The 19,504-nt window shown below is 33.8% G+C and carries 11 protein-coding genes; 10 read left to right on the top strand and 1 reads right to left on the bottom strand.

Features of this window, described 5'->3' with window-relative positions; genetic code table 11:
- Positions 1-157 precede the first annotated feature (157 nt).
- Both gldJ and B0A81_RS07905 read left to right on the top strand, forming a co-directional pair.
- Positions 158-1,843 carry a gliding motility lipoprotein GldJ gene (gene gldJ, locus B0A81_RS07900; protein ID WP_089057516.1) on the top strand — a complete coding sequence of 562 codons (1,686 nt, stop codon included), beginning with the start codon at positions 158-160 and terminating at the stop codon, positions 1,841-1,843.
- A gap of 119 nt (positions 1,844-1,962) precedes the next feature.
- On the top strand, positions 1,963-3,249 hold the full coding sequence (locus tag B0A81_RS07905; protein ID WP_089057517.1) for a UDP-N-acetylmuramoyl-tripeptide--D-alanyl-D-alanine ligase: 1,287 nt from the start codon (positions 1,963-1,965) through the stop codon (positions 3,247-3,249).
- Between the two features lie 37 nt (positions 3,250-3,286).
- Here the strand turns inward: B0A81_RS07905 and B0A81_RS07910 are convergent, their stop codons facing one another.
- On the bottom strand, positions 3,287-6,151 hold the full coding sequence (locus B0A81_RS07910) for a triple tyrosine motif-containing protein (RefSeq protein ID WP_089057518.1): 2,865 nt from the start codon (positions 6,149-6,151) through the stop codon (positions 3,287-3,289).
- Positions 6,152-6,502: 351 nt separating this feature from the next.
- Here B0A81_RS07910 and B0A81_RS07915 point away from each other — a divergent pair, with 351 nt between their 5' ends.
- The 8 genes from B0A81_RS07915 (at position 6,503) to B0A81_RS07950 (ending at position 19,495) form a co-directional block, all read left to right on the top strand.
- Entirely contained in the window at positions 6,503-9,613 is a 3,111-nt protein-coding gene (locus B0A81_RS07915; RefSeq protein WP_089057519.1) for a SusC/RagA family TonB-linked outer membrane protein, read from the top strand.
- Positions 9,614-9,627: 14 nt separating this feature from the next.
- Positions 9,628-11,139 (top strand): RagB/SusD family nutrient uptake outer membrane protein, encoded by a 1,512-nt coding sequence (locus tag B0A81_RS07920; protein ID WP_089057520.1) that lies wholly within the window; start codon positions 9,628-9,630, stop codon positions 11,137-11,139.
- Positions 11,140-11,168: 29 nt separating this feature from the next.
- Positions 11,169-12,035: a hypothetical protein gene (locus tag B0A81_RS07925; protein WP_089057521.1), complete on the top strand. Its 867-nt coding sequence runs from the start codon at positions 11,169-11,171 to the stop codon at positions 12,033-12,035.
- Between the two features lie 140 nt (positions 12,036-12,175).
- Entirely contained in the window at positions 12,176-13,630 is a 1,455-nt protein-coding gene (locus B0A81_RS07930; protein ID WP_089057522.1) for a glycoside hydrolase family 30 protein, read from the top strand.
- Between the two features lie 171 nt (positions 13,631-13,801).
- Positions 13,802-15,274, top strand: coding sequence for a glycoside hydrolase family 30 protein (locus B0A81_RS07935; RefSeq protein ID WP_089057523.1), 1,473 nt, complete (start codon positions 13,802-13,804; stop codon positions 15,272-15,274).
- 29 nt (positions 15,275-15,303) lie between these two features.
- Complete coding sequence (locus B0A81_RS07940) at positions 15,304-17,058, top strand: cellulase family glycosylhydrolase (RefSeq protein WP_089057524.1); 1,755 nt, start codon at positions 15,304-15,306, stop codon at positions 17,056-17,058.
- Between the two features lie 170 nt (positions 17,059-17,228).
- The gene (locus tag B0A81_RS07945) at positions 17,229-18,068 is read left to right on the top strand and encodes an endonuclease/exonuclease/phosphatase family protein (RefSeq protein ID WP_089057525.1); all 840 of its coding nucleotides are present in this window, start codon (positions 17,229-17,231) and stop codon (positions 18,066-18,068) included.
- A gap of 2 nt (positions 18,069-18,070) precedes the next feature.
- A complete protein-coding gene (locus tag B0A81_RS07950) occupies positions 18,071-19,495 on the top strand; it encodes a glycoside hydrolase family 30 protein (protein WP_089057526.1) in 1,425 nt (474 codons plus the stop codon).
- Positions 19,496-19,504: the final 9 nt, after the last annotated feature.

Below are 19,504 nucleotides of genomic sequence, written 5' to 3' on the forward strand. Positions count from 1 at the left end.
TCATGTTACAGTAAATAATAAAAAGTATATTTTTGCGTTCGTAACTATAGGTTATTTTCTGGTAAAAAACAGCTAAATAAAATTATTAGAACAGATGTTGCTAATTAAATGTTAATTATTATATTGCAGCACCTAAATTTATCACCTAAGAATGAGTATGAAAGTAAACAAAATTGTAGTCTTGCAATTAATGATGTCAATGGTATTGATGTTGGGCACGGCTAGTTGTAGCAAAAAATCGAGTTCCACTCACGCTTCGAGAGCAACTGGCTGGGATGTAGATAGTCAGAATGGAACTGCTGCTAGAAATGCAGGAAAAAAACAACAGGCAGGACCTGGTTTAGTTTTTGTTGAAGGAGGTACGTTTACTATGGGTAAAGTACAAGATGATGTTATGCACGATTGGAATAACACACCTACTCAACAACACGTTCAGTCTTTCTATATGGATGAAACTGAAGTTACCAATGGTATGTACTTAGAATACCTTGAGTGGTTGAAAAAAGTTTTCCCGCCAACAGAAGAAAATTACAAGAATATTTACGAAGGAGCTTCACCAGATACTTTAGTATGGAGAAATCGTTTGGGGTATAACGAAACGATGACAAATAACTATTTAAGACACCCATCTTATGCAAACTACCCAGTAGTTGGTGTAAACTGGATTCAAGCTGTTGAATTTAGTAAATGGAGAACTGACCGTGTGAACGAAGCAGTTTTAGAGAAAAATGGTTATCTTCAAAAAGGAGCTAAAACAAGCGATGTTACTGCTGAAAATGCATTTAATACTGAAGGTTATTTAATGTCTCCTAGTACTTCACGTGGTGGAAGCGAAGAAATTGTAATAAAGAAAAATCCAAACGGAAAAAGACCAAAAGCTGGAAAAGATGGTGTAGTTCCTGAAGAGAAAAATGTATATGCACAACGTTCTTCTGGAATCATTTTGCCAGAATACAGACTTCCTACTGAGGCTGAATGGGAATATGCTGCTGCAGCAGATGTTGGACAAAGAGAATATAATATTTACAAAGGTCAAAAGAAATATCCTTGGTCTGGTGATTATACTCGTTCATCAAAACGTAAAAATAAAGGAGATCAATTGGCTAACTTTAAACAAGGAAACGGTGATTACGGTGGAATTGCAGGTTGGTCTGATGATGGTGCAGATATTACAAACTCTGTAAAAAGTTATGCTCCAAACGATTTCGGTTTATATGATATGGCAGGAAACGTTGCAGAATGGGTTGCCGATGTTTACAGACCAATTATCGATAATGAAGCAAATGATTTTAACTACTATAGAGGAAATCAATATGCTAAAAACAAAATTGGTAAAGATGGTAAAGTTGAAATCGTTACAACTGCTACTATTAAATATGACACATTAAGCAATGGAAAAGTTGTAGCTAGAAATCTTCCAGGAGAAATCGCTCAAGTTCCAGTTGATGAACAAGAAACTTATTTAAGACAAAACTTCAGTACAAGTAATAATATCAATTACAGAGATGGTGATAAACAATCTTCTAGATATTTTGACTTTGGAGATTCTGAATCAGGATCAAAAGCTGATCAAGCAATGTACAATTCTCCTAAACATAACGTAACAACGGATAGTTTAGGTAAAATGATTAGAAAATATGATAATTCTAGTAAACGTACTACTTTAATCGATGATAAAGTAAGAGTTTATAAAGGAGGTTCTTGGAGAGATAGAGCATATTGGTTAGATCCAGCTCAAAGAAGATATTTCCCTCAAGATATGGCAACAGATTACATCGGATTTAGATGTGCTATGTCAAGAGTAGGTGCAAAATCAGAAAGAAAAAAATCACCTAGAAACTAAGTTTTAGAAATTTCAACATAAAAAATTCCAAATTCCAAAAGCTGAATATTTCAGTATGGAATTTGGAATTTTTTTATTGTTTTTTTTCTATTTTTATGGTCTATTAAATAAAAAATTAAATGAATATTCAGGACATTCATAATTTGTTTTTACAATGTAAATCAGTTTCAATTGACACAAGGAAAATTGAAAAAGAATCGATGTTTTTTGCCATTAAAGGAGAGAATTTTGATGCCAATACCTTCGCACAAAAAGCACTCGATTTAGGAGCATTATTTGTTGTTATTGACAACGAATCTTATTTGATCGATGAGCGGACTATTCTTGTAAAAAACAGTTTAGAAACATTGCAGGAACTTGCAAAATATCATAGAACCTATTTAAAACTGCCAATTATTGCTCTTACAGGAAGTAACGGAAAAACTACTACAAAAGAGCTTATAAATGTCGTTTTGTCTAAAAAGTTTAAAACAAAAGCTACGATTGGTAATTTAAATAATCATATTGGAGTTCCGTTGACACTTTTGTCTTTTACAAAAGAAACTGAAATTGGAATTGTTGAAATGGGTGCCAATCATAAAAAAGAAATTGAGTTTTTATGTGAGATTGCGCAGCCGGATTATGGTTATATAACAAATTTTGGTAAAGCACATTTAGAAGGTTTTGGCGGCGTCGAAGGAGTTATACAAGGAAAAAGCGAGATGTATCAATATTTGGCAAAAAATGATAAACTTGTTTTCGTAAATCTTGAAGATCCTATTCAAATCGAAAAATCGCAAGGAATAAAAGCATTCACTTTTGGAGTGAATAAAAAGAATGCTGATCTTGAAATTAAAAACATTACAGCAAATCCTTTTGTGATTGTTACTTATGAAGATTTTGTTGTTGAGTCTCATTTAATTGGACTTTATAATGCAAATAATATAAATGCAGCTGTAACTATAGGTAAATATTTTGAGGTTGAAAATAAGGCCGTAAAAGAAGCTATTGAGAATTATATTCCTGAAAACAACAGATCACAGTTGTTGAAGAAAGGCTCAAATGAGATCATTTTAGATGCTTACAACGCAAATCCGAGTAGTATGGCAGTTGCGATAGTAAACTTTGTGCAATTAGAAAACAAAGGAAAAATAATGATTCTTGGCGATATGTTTGAGCTAGGTGATGAAAGTCAAAAAGAACATAAAATAATAGTAGATTCTTTAATAGGACAAAACGAATGTTTGAGTTATTTGATTGGGAAATCATTTTATGAACATAAAATTTTAAGTGACACAATCAAATTTTTCGAATCATTTGATTCGTTTGCAGATTATCTTAAAACAATTCAGTTTAAAAATAATACCATTTTAATAAAAGGCTCAAGAGGAATGGCTCTTGAACGTACATTAGAATATATCTTATAATAAAAAGCCATTCGTTATCTCGAATGGCTTTTTCAATTTAAATACTCATTAAAAAACCTATCAGGTTTTCTTTCTTATTCAGTCCCAGTTTTTTTCTCAAACGGTATCGGGCTAATTCTACACCTCCAGTCGAAATATTCATAATTTCTGCTATTTCTTTTGTAGACATATTCATTAATAAATAGGTTGATAAATCCAGCTCACGAGGCGAAATTGTGGGATATTTTTCCTTTAGACGCTTTAAAAACTCAAAATGAACATTCTTAATGTGTTTTTCTAGATCCTTCCAGCTTTTGTCTGTATTTACCTCTTTTACAATACTTTTATTTAGTTTGCTGACTTGAAATTTAGTAGAATCATCTAAAGCTTCCACATCTATTTCTTTTAATTTATGGATGATTCCATTTAGAATTTTATTTTTCTTTACTACCTGCAAAGAGTTGTTAACTAGTTCTTTGTCTTTTGCCAGGATTTTAATTTGAAGTTTGTCATTTTTTAACTTCTCGATTTCTTTTTCCAAGTCATATTGTTCTTGCCTGATTCTAGATTCTTTTTCAAGGTAAAGACGTCGCTGCTCAATCGTTTCATAGTACTTGTTTTTTCTTATTTTCATTTTAATTCTATCCGAAATAAAATAAATAGCTATAATGAGAAGTATAAAATACATCATAAAAGCTAGAAAATGTCTGTACCAAGGAGGAGAAATGGTAAAAGTAACAGCTGATGGATCAGATTGAATTCCGTAACTGTTTCGAACCTTAACTTTCATCGTATAATCGCCCTCACGTAAGTTTGTATACTCTTTAAAAGATACTACAGACCAATTGCTCCATTTGTCATCAAAAGGCTCTAATTGATACGAAAATTGCACATTTTCGAGGTTTTCGTAAGTAGGTGACGAAAAGGTAAAGCGAACATTATTTGAAGCGTAAGGTATGCGAATGTTTTCAATTCTAGTTTGATTATTTCCAATTACAATAGTATCACCCGGAAAGGAGAAACTGCGAATAAAAGCTTTAGGTTTAGTATTATGACTGCTTTGCAGACTGAAGTCATAATGAGCAAGTCCATCTGTTAATCCGATGAAAATATTTCTAGAGTCGATCGTATTTACCGATAGATGGTTGCTGACTAAGTTGCCCGTTAAGTTTGAAAATGGAACAATACTGTTTTTGTAATGATTACGGTCTTTCATTAAAACCCCAAGCGACTCATCAAATGTATACCATAAATTTGACTGAGAATCTTCGCTTAAGGCATTTATTACAGGTATATTCTTAAAGAGTGCTGTTACGTTTTTATCTTCATAAAATAAGTCTTGTTCACTTGAGTATTTGTAGAAATGATTATTAGTTTGAAAGTAAATTTTTCCTCCAATTTTTTGAAGACTTCCTATGTTCTTAAATCTCGGAGTTAATTGATCAATTTTTTTGATGCTCGCAAATCTTGTTAAGTCTTCACTTAAGGCCATTCTATAAATAGATTCGTCTTTTTTTAGCCAGAAATACAGTTGATCAAGTTCGAAACTATTTGATGACTTGTCAAATCCAGAAACTTGATTTTTGAACACAAGTCCGTTAGCTGTTTTTTGAAAAATGGCAAAACCATCATAATTAGAACCAATAAAAAATCCAGGATGACTTGGTATTTTTTTTAATCCAAAATAACCTCTAGAATCAATTATCCTAGTTACTCTGTCACCTTTAATAACAAGCGCACCTCTATTATTTGCGCATATTAATTCATTATCAATTACCTGAACATTCCAAGATTGAGCGGTGGTTCCTTCAACTAGTTTAAAAACATCTTCCTTAAAGCTGTTATTCCAAGCATGATAAAAAACACCTTGATTGGTCGCGACATATAAATTTCCCTGAAAAATAACAGAAGCATATACCGTACTAATGTCATAACTAAATCCGAAATAAGTAAAAGGAGAAGTCTCATTAACAAAAGCAATTCCGTTATCAAGTCCAAGCCAAAGATTACTTTTATTGTCTATAAATGAAGTTAAAACGGTATTGTTTTGCAATCCCTTTTTTCGATTAATATGCTGAATTACTTTGCCATTAAAATCGCAGATAATAATTCCGTCTAATACCGTATTTAGTACAATGAATTTATTGTTAATGATTGAAGCGCCCAGTGAATTGTTCTTTTTAACAAAGCTGTTAGCTTCAGTATTCCAAGGAATAATATTGTTGTTTTCATAAAGAAACAAACCTCTTTCGAGTGTAACAATCAGTATTTTGTCTTTTGAAATAGAATGCATGGCCCAAATCTCCGTATTATTCAAGCTTGTAGTATTTGGCAAAGCATAAAGACTGCCATTTCGATATTCTAGAATTCCTTTTTCGACATCTTGAAAATAAAGTTTCCCGTTAACAACAAATGAAAATTGAAACCTTTTTGGAGCTTTTAATATGGTTAATTTGTCATCTTTAAAAATGTAGGCTCTTGCAAAAGATTGAAAAATAGTTTGATCGCCAATAGAGTGGATTTTCCAAACAAAATCAATCATTTTAATTTTGTTTTTATCTACTCTTTTAGCCAATGAAGTGTATTTAAGTCGTCCGTTATGATCTGGTTTAAAATACCCAAACTCATTATAACCTCCCACAAATATTTTTCCTGATTTGTCAATTTTTAAACATCTAACAGAAGTTAAGTTTGGCAAAGGATATTTTCGCCATGTCGCTCCGTCAAATTGCAGCAGACCATTATTATTAGCAAAATATAGATTTCCGTTTTTATCTTGATCGATATTCCAGTTTTGGGTACCGCCTTTATATTCATTTCGTTTGTAATTTCTGACATCTGGAAGGCCGATGTTTTTTACCTGCGAAAAAATTGAGATTGTGAATAATGTAAAAAAAATGATGTAAATGTGTGATTTTATCAATTTTGTGGTTTTTTGAGTTTGTTTAGGGAAATAGGCTTTAATGTGCTTGTTTGTAGTGTTTTATATTTGTTTTTTAACTACTATTACGATGTAGAGCAGTGTTTTTTTAATAAAAATAAGCAATCTTATAATAGTGTAGTGTTTATTTTTATAATTAACATTTTGATAACATCATTTATTTTGATTTTAAATCATTGTAAATTAATGTTTTGTGTAAAATTTGATGTGTTTTTGTAATGTGTATTTTTTTAATTTGATGTGTTTTTGTAAGGAATATTAGTTATCGATAGTAGAATATTAACATTATTATTGCATCAAATTACTAATTAATTAACCAAAATTTTTAGAAAAATGAAATTAACAAAATTACTTATTTTTTGTGTTTCGTCTTTGTTATTCTCGGTTATAGCCGTGGCTCAGGATGTCACAGTTAATGGAATAATAAACGATGAAAGTGGAATGCCAGTTCCAGGCGCAACAATTGTACTAAAAGGTACGACTAAGTCAACCGCATCTGATTTTGATGGAAAATTTCAATTACAAGTACCTTCAAATGGAGTTTTGACAGTTACATTTATTGGATACACTACAGTTACTGAAGCTGTAAACGGAAGGACAAAAATTACAATTAAGCTATCACCAGAATCACAATCCTTAAATGAAGTAGTGGTTGTAGGATATGGAACTCAAAAGAAATCAGTTGTTACGGGAGCAATCTCCAGCGTAAAAGCAGCAGATCTTGAAAAAGTTCCAAACGGAAGAGTTGAACAAACTCTGCAAGGTCGTGCAGCAGGGGTTTCTGTTGCAGCTGTTTCTGGACAACCTGGCGAAAAATCAAAGGTTCGCATTAGAGGTATAACTACTTTTAGAGAAGGAGGAAATGATCCGTTATGGGTTGTTGATGGTATTGCAATAGATGCAAATGCGGTAGGTTTTATTAACCAAAGTGATATTGAATCTATAGAAGTTCTTAAAGACGCAGCTTCTGCGGCGATTTATGGTACTCGTGCTGCTACGGGAGTTATCTTAGTTACAACTAAAAAAGGAAAATCAGGAAAAATTTCGGTAAACTATAATGGTTTTGCTGGGATTTCAACTCCTGCTAAAAGATTAGATCTTCTTAATGCCGCACAATATGGTGCTCTTATGAACGAAAAATCAATGGCTGATGGAGGTCCAATTAAATATACAAATCCAGCAGCTTTAGGAAAAGGGACAGATTGGCAGGATGCAATTTTTAATGATTCAGCTTTTAGATATACACATGAATTAAGTATCAGTGGCGGAGGTGAAAAATCTACTTTTTATGCTTCTTTCGGAATACAAGATCAAGAAGGTATTGTAGCAACAGAAATTTCAAACTATTCAAAGAAAAATTTCCGTTTAAATTCAACACACAAAATTTCTGATTACTTTACGTTTGGACAAACTTTTGGTTATACACACCAAAAAACGAAAGGTTTTGATAACCCAAATACTGAATTTGGAGGGCCTTTAAGTTCTGCAATTAACTTAGACCCTATTACTCCACTTGTTGTTACTGATCCTGCAGTAGATGGTACTGGTTTTTATGCCAATCCAAATGTTGTTAGAGATGCAAGCGGACGCCCTTACGGAATTTCGTCTTTAGTACAACAAGAAATGACCAATCCACTAGGTTTCATGCAAACTAGATTAGGAGCATTTAACTGGTCAGATGATTTTGTTGGAAATGCTTATTTAGAAGCTAATATTACCAGTCATTTAAAATTTAGAACTACACTTGGCGGTAAATTGGCTTATTGGGGGAAAGAAGGTTTTACACCGGTTTTTTTCCTAAATCCAAACATGAAAGCGGATAGAAACAACTATATGCAGGAAAACAGAAAATCATTTTCTTGGACTCTTGAAAATATCCTGACATATTCTAATAAATTCGGTGATCACAACGTAAACATTCTTGCGGGGCAAGGAGCTTATGTCGAAAACATTGGCGGTATGATTGGTGTAACCATGTTTGGGCTGCCAATTACAAGCTACAAAGATGCTTCTTTCAATTTTGATATACCTCAAACAGACAGAGTTAATTCAGCTGAGGATTTTGTAGAGCACAAATTGGCATCGTTGTTTTTACGTGCTAACTATGATTTTAAAGAAAAATACCTTTTTACAGGAATCGTTCGTCGTGATGGATCGACTCGTTTTGGTGAAAACAAAAAATTCGGAGTTTTCCCTTCATTCTCATTAGGATGGGTAATCTCTAAAGAAGGATTTTGGAAAGAAAATAATGTAGTTAATTCTTTAAAACTACGTGGAGGTTACGGAGTTGTTGGTAATGATAATATCGATGATTTCAAATATAGAGGTTTAGTTGTTGGTGGTTATAACTATTCAGTTGGGAATGCTGGCGCAATTACAACTGGTTATGGAAATTCTACACTTCCAAATGCTGACTTAGGATGGGAAGAAACATCACAAACTACAGTAGGTCTTGATGCAAAACTTTTTAATGATTTTAATCTTTCAGTAGATTATTATAAAAAGAGAACAACAGGAATTTTAAGAAACGTTGTTATTCCTGGATATGTTGGAGTTGTTGATCCGCCTTCTGCAAATATTGCCGATATGAACAACAGCGGTTTCGAAATTGAATTAGGATACAAGAAAAGACTTGGAGAATTTAATTTAGGTGTAAACGGAAACTTTGCCTATTTAAAAAATGAAATTACTTACGTAGGATCATCTACAAATTATATTGTTGGAGACGCTAGTTTTCAATCTATGGGACCAGTAACAAGAACACAAGTTGGACATTCATTCAATGAATTCTATGGTTTTAAAACTGCAGGGATTTTTCAAAATGAAGCAGAAGTTGCTGCCTATAAAAATGCTAAAGGAGAGTTGATTCAGCCAAAAGCCAGACCGGGAGATTTCCGTTGGGTAGATGCAAATAACGATGGCTCAATCACCGATGATGATAAGCAGTTTTTAGGTACAAATATTCCTAAATATACATTTGGTCTTACTCTAAACTTAGATTACAAAAACTTTGACTTTATGGCATTTGCTCAAGGAGCAGCAGGAAGTAAAATTTTCCAAGGGTTAAGAAGACTTGATGTTTTGAATGCTAACTACCAAACAAAAGCTTTGGATCGCTGGGTTGGAGAAGGAACTTCAAATGATTATCCTAGATTAACCAACGATGATCCAAATAAAAACTACAGTAATATGTCTAATTTTTATCTTGAAAATGGAAATTACGTGCGTTTGAAAATTGTTCAAGTTGGATATACAATGCCAACTAATTTATCATCTAAAATTGGTGCAGATAAAGTTCGTTTTTACTTAACAGGCGAAAACTTAATCACATTTACAAAATACAGCGGATACGATCCAGAAATTGGAGGTCAAGTTTTTGGTGTAGATAAAGGAGTTTATCCACAAGCAAGATCTATTTTGTTTGGAGCAAATGTTCAATTTTAAAAAATTAAAGAATCATGAAAACTATAAAATTTAAATACATATATATCGCTCTAGCAATGGCAGCCTTGGGTGGATCTTGCTCTGAAGATTTTGTCACCATTAATCCAGAGGGAAAATTTGATACTAGTACTTATTTTTCTAATGAGCAGCAATGTTACGCAGCCTTAATGGGAGTGTATGATCCGCTTAGAAAAAATACAGGTGGTTTTGAAAACCTAGTAGCCATGCTTAACGCGGGATCTGATGATTTTTATGCTGGAGGAGGTAGTGCCACAGATGGAAACGGAATTCAGAATTTTTCTACGCATTCACTTACTTCAATCAGTGTTCCAAGTAGTTACTGGAATGACCACTATCAAGGTGTGTCTAGAGCAAATTTGTTGATCGAAAAACTTCCTGCAGCTACAATGGATAATGGTGCAAGAGCCAGATTTGCTGCAGAAGCAAAAGCATTGCGTGCACTTTACTATTTTAACCTAGTGAGATTGTTTAAAAACATTCCATTGGTTTTAGTACCTCTAAATACTCAAACTATTTATGATCCAGAACAAGTTACACCAGATGTAATTTATGCACAAATAGAAAAAGATCTAAAAGAAGCGATTGCCGTTTTACCAAATAAAGTTACTCCAGAGACTGAAGCTGGAAGACTTAATAAAGGTGCAGCACAAGCGATATTAGGAAAAGTATTTTTGTTTGAAGGTAAAAAAGCAGACGCTGCAGCTGTTCTTGCTGAAGTAAATGGAACTCCAGGTGTTGAAAACCAATATGGAAATAAGTTACTGGATAAGTTTAGTGATTTATGGGACACTTCAAAGAAATTTAATGCAGAGTCACTTTTAGAAGTATCTCATACAAGTGCAGGAAACTCTGACTGGACATTTTGGGGAACTGGTAAAGACGAAGGAAACTCCTTAAACGTTATGGTTGGGCCAAGAGGATATGTCCTAACAGAAGGTTCTACAGCACCAGATCTTCCTTCAGGATGGGCTTTTAATGTTGCTACTCAAAAATTGTATAATGCAATGAAAGATGATCCTAGGCTTGGAGCGACTATTTTAGATTTGAAAGCGCTTAAAGCTGCTGGTCAAATCGATTATATTCCAGCTTATCAAGACACAGGTTACTTCTTGAATAAATATCTTCCAAGACAATCTGATGTTCGTACTGGTGGTGGTAATGCAGAGTTGAACTACAAACAAAATTCTTATATCATCAGACTCGCAGATACTTACTTAATGGAAGCAGAAGCTTTAGGATCTGGAGACAGAGCACAGAAATTACTTGATGCCGTTAGAAAAAGAGTTGGCCTAGGTTCAATACCAGTAACATTAGCGGCTATTAAGAATGAAAGAAGAATGGAATTAGCTGGTGAAGGACATAGGTTTTTTGATTTAGTAAGATGGGGAGACGCACCAGCAGCTTTAGCTGATAGAGGTTTCGATGCTGGTACAGATGAGATTTTTCCAATTCCGTACACAGAACTTAATGGTACTAAATTGAAACAAAATCCTAATTATCAATAGTCGAAACTAATTAACCAAAAACATAGAATATGAACTTAAATATAAATTTGAAAAAAAGTGTTTTTCTAATGCTGACATTGGCTTTAGGATTAGGAACATTAATAAGTTGTGACGATGAAACTGGAAATGCAAACGTTCTAATAGGAAGCAATATTGATGCAGCATTTACTGTAACTCCAGTTCAAGGAGCATCAAACACTTATCTTTTAGTTGCACAAACGAAAAACGTTATTTCTTCAAGATGGAATACGGGCGATGGTGAATATCCAGGAAAAATGAATGAGATTATCACATTGCCAGATGCTGGAACCTACACAATTACGCACACAGCAGTTGGTGCAGGCGGAGCTACAGGAACTGCAAGTTCTCAACTTGTGGTTGCAACTACTGACTTAGCAAAAGGAAATCTTGTAAAAGGCGGTTCTTTTAAAACAGCTGCAGATCAGGCTAACTGGAAAAAAGTTATTTATGAAGCAACAGGTGACTGGGTTTATAGTGATAAAGGAGCAACTGTAAGTGGTGGTCACGCAGGGATTTATCAAGCTATAGATGTAGTAAAAGATAAAGAATATACTATTGATATGGTAGTTTCTGGCGGTGCATCTACAGATATGTGGTTTGAAGTTTACGCAGGTGAAAAAGATCCAGCGACAGTTTCTGGCGATTATAGTGACGGCGGAAAAGTAATGGGCTTAAATACTTGGGATGGCTGCGGTAAAAATCCAGTTTCTGGTAAATTATCAGCTATTGGATGTACTAAAAATGTAAAACTAGATGCAGTAAGCAATGTTGTTAAATTTAGTACTACAGGAAAAATATATCTAATGATTAGATGCGGCGGTGGAATCGCTCCAGGCGGAATTACCATTAAAAGTGTCGAATTAAGAGGAAAGTAAGTTTAAGTTAAGTTTAAGTTTGGTTGCAAATAGCCCATAATCATTTATGAGTATGGGCTATTTTTTAAATCCTTAAACGGTCAGAAAAAGAGCTTCTGAAATAAAAACTTCTATTTAGAATTTAATAATTTAAGGAAAGAATGAAAAAAAATAGTTTAAAAATTCTATGCTTTTTGTTCTCGCTGTCAGCACTTGCCCAGCAGACAAAAGCAAAGAAAGAATTTACAACCAATGGAAAGAAAGTTACGGTTTATACAACTGCTGAAAACACCAATTTAAGACTAACATCAACAGATAACTTATCCTTTTCGGCTGCAAAACAACCTCTGGAAACAGAAGTATCCGTTTTTGTTGAACCTTCAAAAAAATTCCAAACTTTTATGGGAATCGGCGGCGCAATAACTGACGCAAGTGCCGAAGTTTTTGCCAAACTTTCAAAAGAAAAACAAACAGAATTTTTAAATGCCTATTATGATAAACAAAAAGGAATTGGCTATTCTTTGCTAAGAACAACAATACAAAGTTCTGATTTTAGCAGTGAAAGTTATTCCTATATCAAAGAGGATGACAAAGATTTAAAAACATTTTCTATTGAACATGACAAACAATACCGTATTCCATTAATCAAACAAGCCATTCAAACTGCCGGTGGAAAATTATTGACTTACGTTGCGCCATGGTCGCCAAATGCTTTTATGAAAAGCAATAAAAATGTCTTGAAAGGCGGAACTTTATTGCCAGAATACTACCAAACTTGGGCAGATTTTTATGTAAAGTTTATAAAAGCATACGAGAAAGAAGGAATTCCAATTTGGGGAACCTCTACACAGAACGAACCAATGGCGACCCAAACCTGGGAATCATGTATTTATTCTGCTGAAGCCGAGAGAGATTTTATTAAAAATTTTCTAGGACCAACATTAAAAAAAGAAAAACTAGGCGAAGTAAAAATCATTGCATGGGATCATAATCGTGATTTAATGAACTACAGAGCAAACGTAATTTATTCAGATCCAGAAGCATCAAAATATGTTTGGGGAATTGGGTTTCACTGGTACGAAAACTGGTCTGGCGGCACTTCAATGTTTGATAATGTTGCCAAAGTAAACGAGGCATATCCTGATAAAAAACTATTATTTACAGAAGGCTGCGTAGAGAAATTTGATGCTAAAAAATATCAATTCTGGGCAAATGGAGAAAGATACGGAATCTCTATGATTAATGATTTTAATAACGGAACTGCAGGATGGACGGATTGGAATATTCTTTTAGATGAAAAAGGAGGACCAAATCACGTTGGTAATTTTTGTTTCGCTCCAATTCATGCTGATACAAAAACAGGCGAGTTAATCTACACACCATCTTATTATTATATCGGGCATTTCTCGAAATTCATTCGCTTAAATGCCGTAAGAGTAAGCACTGCAGTAAGCAGAAGCGGATTGTTCAGCACTTCTTTTTTAAATACCAATGGCACAATGGCAACAATTGTAATGAATCAAACAGATAAAGAAATGAATTACAATTTAATTATTGGAGCTGAAAAAACGATCGTTAAAATTCCAGCTCATGCAATACAAACACTAGTGTATTAGAGCATTTTAAGTAAATGAGAGGGTTGATTTGAATCATCCATTTCGACCCTCATTTATTTTGTATTTGAAAGTAAAAATATTTTTTGAGGTAATGTAAAAGCGATTGCGAATTATTCTATTACAAGTTGATTAGATTTTAATATGGTATTTATCAGGCTAAAAAATATAAAAATGAAACTAAACTTTAAAAAAACAATAAAAGCACTATTTTTTCTATTGGCGGTATTTTCGCAAGTAAAGTGCTCTTCGTCAAATGATGCCGCAGATCCTGGACCAGTTCTACCTCCTGTTGTGCCTCCAGTTGTTGTTACAAACGATGTCGATTTTTGGCTGACTAAAGGAGACCAAAGTGTTTTACTGGCAAAACAATCTGGAACTTTAGGGTTTGGAACCACATACAATATCTATCCAAATATCGAAGTAAATGCATCGCAAAAATATCAAACAATAGATGGTTTTGGCTATACACTGACAGGCGGAAGCGCTGAAGTAATTAACCAATTAACAGCGTCAAAAAAGAGTGCTCTATTGCAGGAACTTTTTGGCTCAGGCGAAAATTCGATAGGAGTAAGTTACTTAAGAATAAGTATAGGAGCTTCAGATTTAAACGCATCTCCTTTTACTTATAACGATCTAGCTGCAGGAGAAACCGATTTAGATTTGGTGAAATTTAGTTTAGATAAAGATAAAGCAGGAGTAATTTCTCTTTTAAAAGAAATTCTAGCCATTAACCCTAAAATTTTAATACTTGCAACTCCTTGGTCTGCACCTTTGTGGATGAAAGATAAAGACAGCTTTATAGGCGGAAAACTGCAAACCAAATATTATGATGTTTATGCCAAATACTTTGTAAAATACATTCAGCAAATGAAAGCTGAAGGAATTACAATTGATGCCATAACACCACAAAACGAACCCTTACATGACGGGAATAATCCTAGTATGTACATGTCGGCAGCAGAGCAGGCGAATTTTATAAAAACAAGTTTAGGTCCAGCCTTCAAAGCAGCAAATCTAAATGTCAAAATTATTACTTACGATCATAACTGCGACAATATAAGCTATCCAAAAGCAATTTTGGCAGATGCAGATGCTTTTCCTTTTATAGACGGATCAGCTTTTCATTTGTATGCAGGAGATATAAGCGCATTATCCAATGTTTACAATGCTTATCCAACAAAAAATGTGTATTTCACAGAGCAATACACAGCCTCAACAGGGAATTTTGGAGGTGATCTAAAATGGCATATGCGAAATGTAGTTATTGGTTCAATGAGAAACTACAGCAAGAATGCACTAGAATGGAATTTAGCCAACAATAGCAATTACGAGCCTCATACTCCGGGTGGATGCAATACTTGCAAAGGAGCTTTAACAGTAACATCAACAGAAAATTTTCAGCGCAACGTTGCCTATTATATTATTGCGCATGCTTCAAAATTTGTTCCAGCAGGTTCTGTTAGAATCGCTAGTAATACAAGTGGAAATCTTCAAAATGTGGCATTCTTAACGCCGTCAGGTTCAAAAGTTTTAATTGTTGAAAATGACGGAACTGCTGTAGAAGTTTTCAATATCAAGTTCAATGATAAATGGATCACAACCTCTTTAGAAGCAGGTTCAGTCGCAACCTATACTTGGAAATAAAAATCAAGTAAAAAATAAATAGTTTTCAAATGAAAAAAATAATAATAGCAGTACAGCTTTTGTTTACCGTTGCCGTTGCAGGACAAGGTTTTTTACATAGAGACGGGCAAAAAATTGTTGATGGTAATGGAAAAAATATTCTATTAAGAGGTCTTGGTATAGGCGGGTGGATGGTACAGGAAGGATACATGATGCAGACACAGCCCTTTGCCAGTCCGCAATATATAATAAAGCAGAAAATTCAGGACGTCATTGGCGAGCAGGGAACAAAAGAGTTTTATGCAGCGTACAAAGCAAACGGATTAACAAAAAGAGATGTGGATTCGTTAGCAGCTTGGGGTTTCAATTCAATCCGTCTGCCAATGCATTATAATCTATATACACCGCCAATTGAAGAAGAAAAAAATGGTGAAATCACTTGGATAGAAGAAGGTTTTACAATGACAGATAATTTGCTGAAATGGTGTGCCGAAAACAAAATCTATCTTATTCTAGATCTACACGCTGCTCCAGGCGGACAAGGAAATGATGCCGCAATTTCTGATTACGATACTACAAAACCATCATTATGGGAAAGTGAAGCCAATCAGAAAAAAATGATCGCTTTATGGAAAAAATTAGCTTCCCGATATAGAGACAATCCATGGATTGGAGCGTATGATATTATTAATGAACCTAACTGGAATTTTACAGGGACAAACAAAAATGGCTGTGACGAAAATTCAAACGGCCCTTTAAGAGATCTTATGGTTGCTGTTACTAAAGCAATTCGCGAAGTCGATACAAACCATTTAATATTTATTGAAGGAAACTGCTGGGGAAACAATTACAACGGAATTTTTCCATTATGGGATGATAATATGGCATTGAGCTTTCATAAATATTGGAACTATAATACCAAAGAATCAATTCAGAAAATGCTGGATTATAGAACACAGTACAACGTACCGATCTGGTTAGGCGAAAGCGGCGAAAACTCTAATGTTTGGTTTAAAGATGCGCTTACGCTGATGGAAACTAATAATATTGGATGGGCATTTTGGCCAATGAAAAAAATCGAAAATATTGCAGGCGTAACTTCAGTTACCAAAATTCCTGAATATGATGTTTTACTAAAATATTGGAAAGACGGCGGACAAAAACCTGCTGTAGATTTTTCTAAAAAAACATTAATGAAAATGGCAGATAATTATAAAATGGAAAACGTAACAGTTAAACCAGATGTAATCGACGCCATGTTTAGACAAGTGCAGACAAACGATACAAAGGCGTATAAAAAAAATGCAATTCCAGGAAAAATTGCGGCCACACATTATGATTTAGGAACAAACGGTTACGCATACTCCGATAAAGATTTTGTGAATTACAGAGTTGAAACTAACAAATTTGAAGATTGGAATAAAGGAAATACAATGCGAAATGACGGTGTAGATATTCTGCCATGCAAAGACGCAGGATCAAATGGTTATCAAGTTTCATTTATTGAAGACGGCGAATGGCTGCAGTTTACTACCGAAGTTAAAAAGCAGAATAAATACAATGTTGCTATACGATATTCAAGCGAAAAAGCCGAAGGCAAAATTCATTTAGAAACCGAAAAAGGAATGTCAAAATCGATAACACTGCCAGCAACTGGCGGAAGTGAAAAATGGAAAACTATAATCTTAACTGATGTCGAATTGAATGCAGGACAAAACAAGATTAAAGCCGTTTTTGAAAAAGGAGGTTTTAATTTAAACTATTTAGATTTTTCAGAGAATAAAAAAGGAAATTCAAAAAAGTAAAAAGAAATATCAATTTTCTTGTTTAAGAAACAAAGTAAAACAATAAAATAAAACGTGATGATATATTTAGTATTGATTATCCTAACGTATATAATTAACATAACTTTTAAATAAGTTTTTTTCTTTAAGGCTAAGGAAACATTAGCTTTACGGATCAAAATTTTTTAAATATGAAAAAGAAAAATACAATTGTTTTAGTGGTAATGATGCTTTTAGTAAGCGGAGCATTTTATGGTCAAAATTTAAAAATCATGACCTACAATATTCGTTTAAATGTTGCTTCAGATGGAGAAAATGCCTGGCCAAATCGTAAGGATTATTTCATGTCTCAAGTGCAATTTTACAGCCCCGATATTTTTGGAGTTCAAGAAGCAACACCAAGTCAAGTAATTGATATTGAATCAGGTATGCCAAAATACAGCAAATTTGGAATAGGAAGAGAAGAAGGAGGAACAGGAGAAGCCTGCACGATTTATTACAAAAAAGATCGTTTTAAGCTTCAAGAATCCAATACTTTTTGGCTTTCAGAAACACCAAATGTAGTTTCAAGAGGCTGGGATGCCGCTTGTAACAGAGTTTGTACTTACGGACTTTTTACAGATTTAAAAACTAAAAAAACATTTTACGTGTTTAATCTTCACCTTGATCACATGGGAGAAGTAGCAAGAGTTAAAGGCGTACAGGTAGTTTTAGAAAAAATAAAAACAATAAACACAAAAAAATATCCGGTGTTTTTAATGGGAGATTTTAATTCAGAGCCAAATACACCACAGATTGCTGAAATTAAAAAAGTAATGGATGATACTAGAGATGTTTCAAAAGAAAAACCATTTGGTCCATCTGGAACTTTCAATAATTTCAAACACAATGAGCCTGTAACCTTATTGATAGATTACATTTTTATATCGAAAAACAGCGGGCTTAAAGTTCAAAAACACGCAGTTTTAAGTGATTCTAAAGATTTAAAATATCCTTCGGATCATTTACCTGTTCTAATAGAAATAGATTAAATATGAAAAACATCAACAAAAAACTCCAAATTTTACTGTTACTGCCTCTTATTGCAGTACAGATAAAATGCGGATCTTCAAAAAATGTTGCAAGCAATTCAGGAAAAGCAGAATCTTGGATTACAACATCAGATGAAACATCAAAACTTAAAAAACAGGACGATTTAGTTTTTAGTACCGAAACTAATTCAAACCAGACCATTGAAGTAAATCCTTCTCAGAAATTTCAAACCATAGAAGGTTTTGGATTTTCGTTAACTGGAGGAAGTGCTCAGACAATTTTAAAACTAGATAAAGCAAAAAAAGAAGCCTTGCTTCAAGAATTGTTTTCTAGAAAAAATGATGCCATTGGTTTAAGTTACCTGCGTATAAGTATTGGAGCTTCAGATTTAAATGAAAAAGTTTTTTCGTATGATGATATGCCAGAAGGCCAAACAGATTTAAAACTAGAACATTTTAATCTTGGTCCAGATTTAAACGATGTGGTACCATTATTAAAAGAGATTTTAACCATAAATCCACAAATAAAAATTATGGGTTCACCGTGGTCGCCGCCGGTTTGGATGAAAGACAACGGAAGCTCAAAAGGCGGAAGTTTACAGCCTAAATATTATCAGGTTTATGCCGAGTATTTTGTAAAATACATTCAAGCCATGAAAGAGCACGGAATTGTAATTGATGCCATTACACCGCAAAATGAACCATTACATCCAGGGAATAATCCAAGTTTATTGATGCTTGCAGAACAACAGGTAGATTTTATAAAAAATAATCTAGGTCCCGCTTTTGCGAAAGCAAAAATTAAAACCAAAATTGTAGTTTACGATCACAATTGCAATAAACCAGAATATCCCTTAACTATTTTAAATGATCCAAAAGCACTGCCTTATGTTGCAGGTTCCGCATTTCATTTATACGAAGGAGATATCAGTGCCCTGTCTAAAGTTCACGATGCATATCCAAATAAAAAATTGTATTTTACAGAACAATACACAGGATCAGGAAGCAGTTTTGAGTCTGATTTAAAATGGAGCGTAAAAAATGTAGTTATCGGTTCAATGCGTAACTGGAGTGTAAATGCACTTTCGTGGGGATTAGCAAATGACGAATTCTACAAACCATTTACGCCAGGAGGATGTTCGACTTGCAAAGGTGCTTTAATGATCGATCAAAATCAGAATATTAAAAGAGAAGTAGGCTATTATATTATCGGCCATGCCTCTAAATTTGTACCCGAAGGATCGATCAGAATTGGAAGTAATATCAGCGGAAACCTTTACAATGCTGCATTCAAAACACCGTCAGGACAAACTGTTTTAATTGTTGAAAATGACGGAAATACAGCAGAAACATTCAATGTAAAATACAATCAAAAACAAATTTCAACTACTTTAAATGCAGGGGCAGTAGCAACTTATGTTTGGTAATTAAAATAA

Source organism: Flavobacterium plurextorum, from assembly GCF_002217395.1.
Taxonomy (GTDB): domain Bacteria; phylum Bacteroidota; class Bacteroidia; order Flavobacteriales; family Flavobacteriaceae; genus Flavobacterium; species Flavobacterium plurextorum.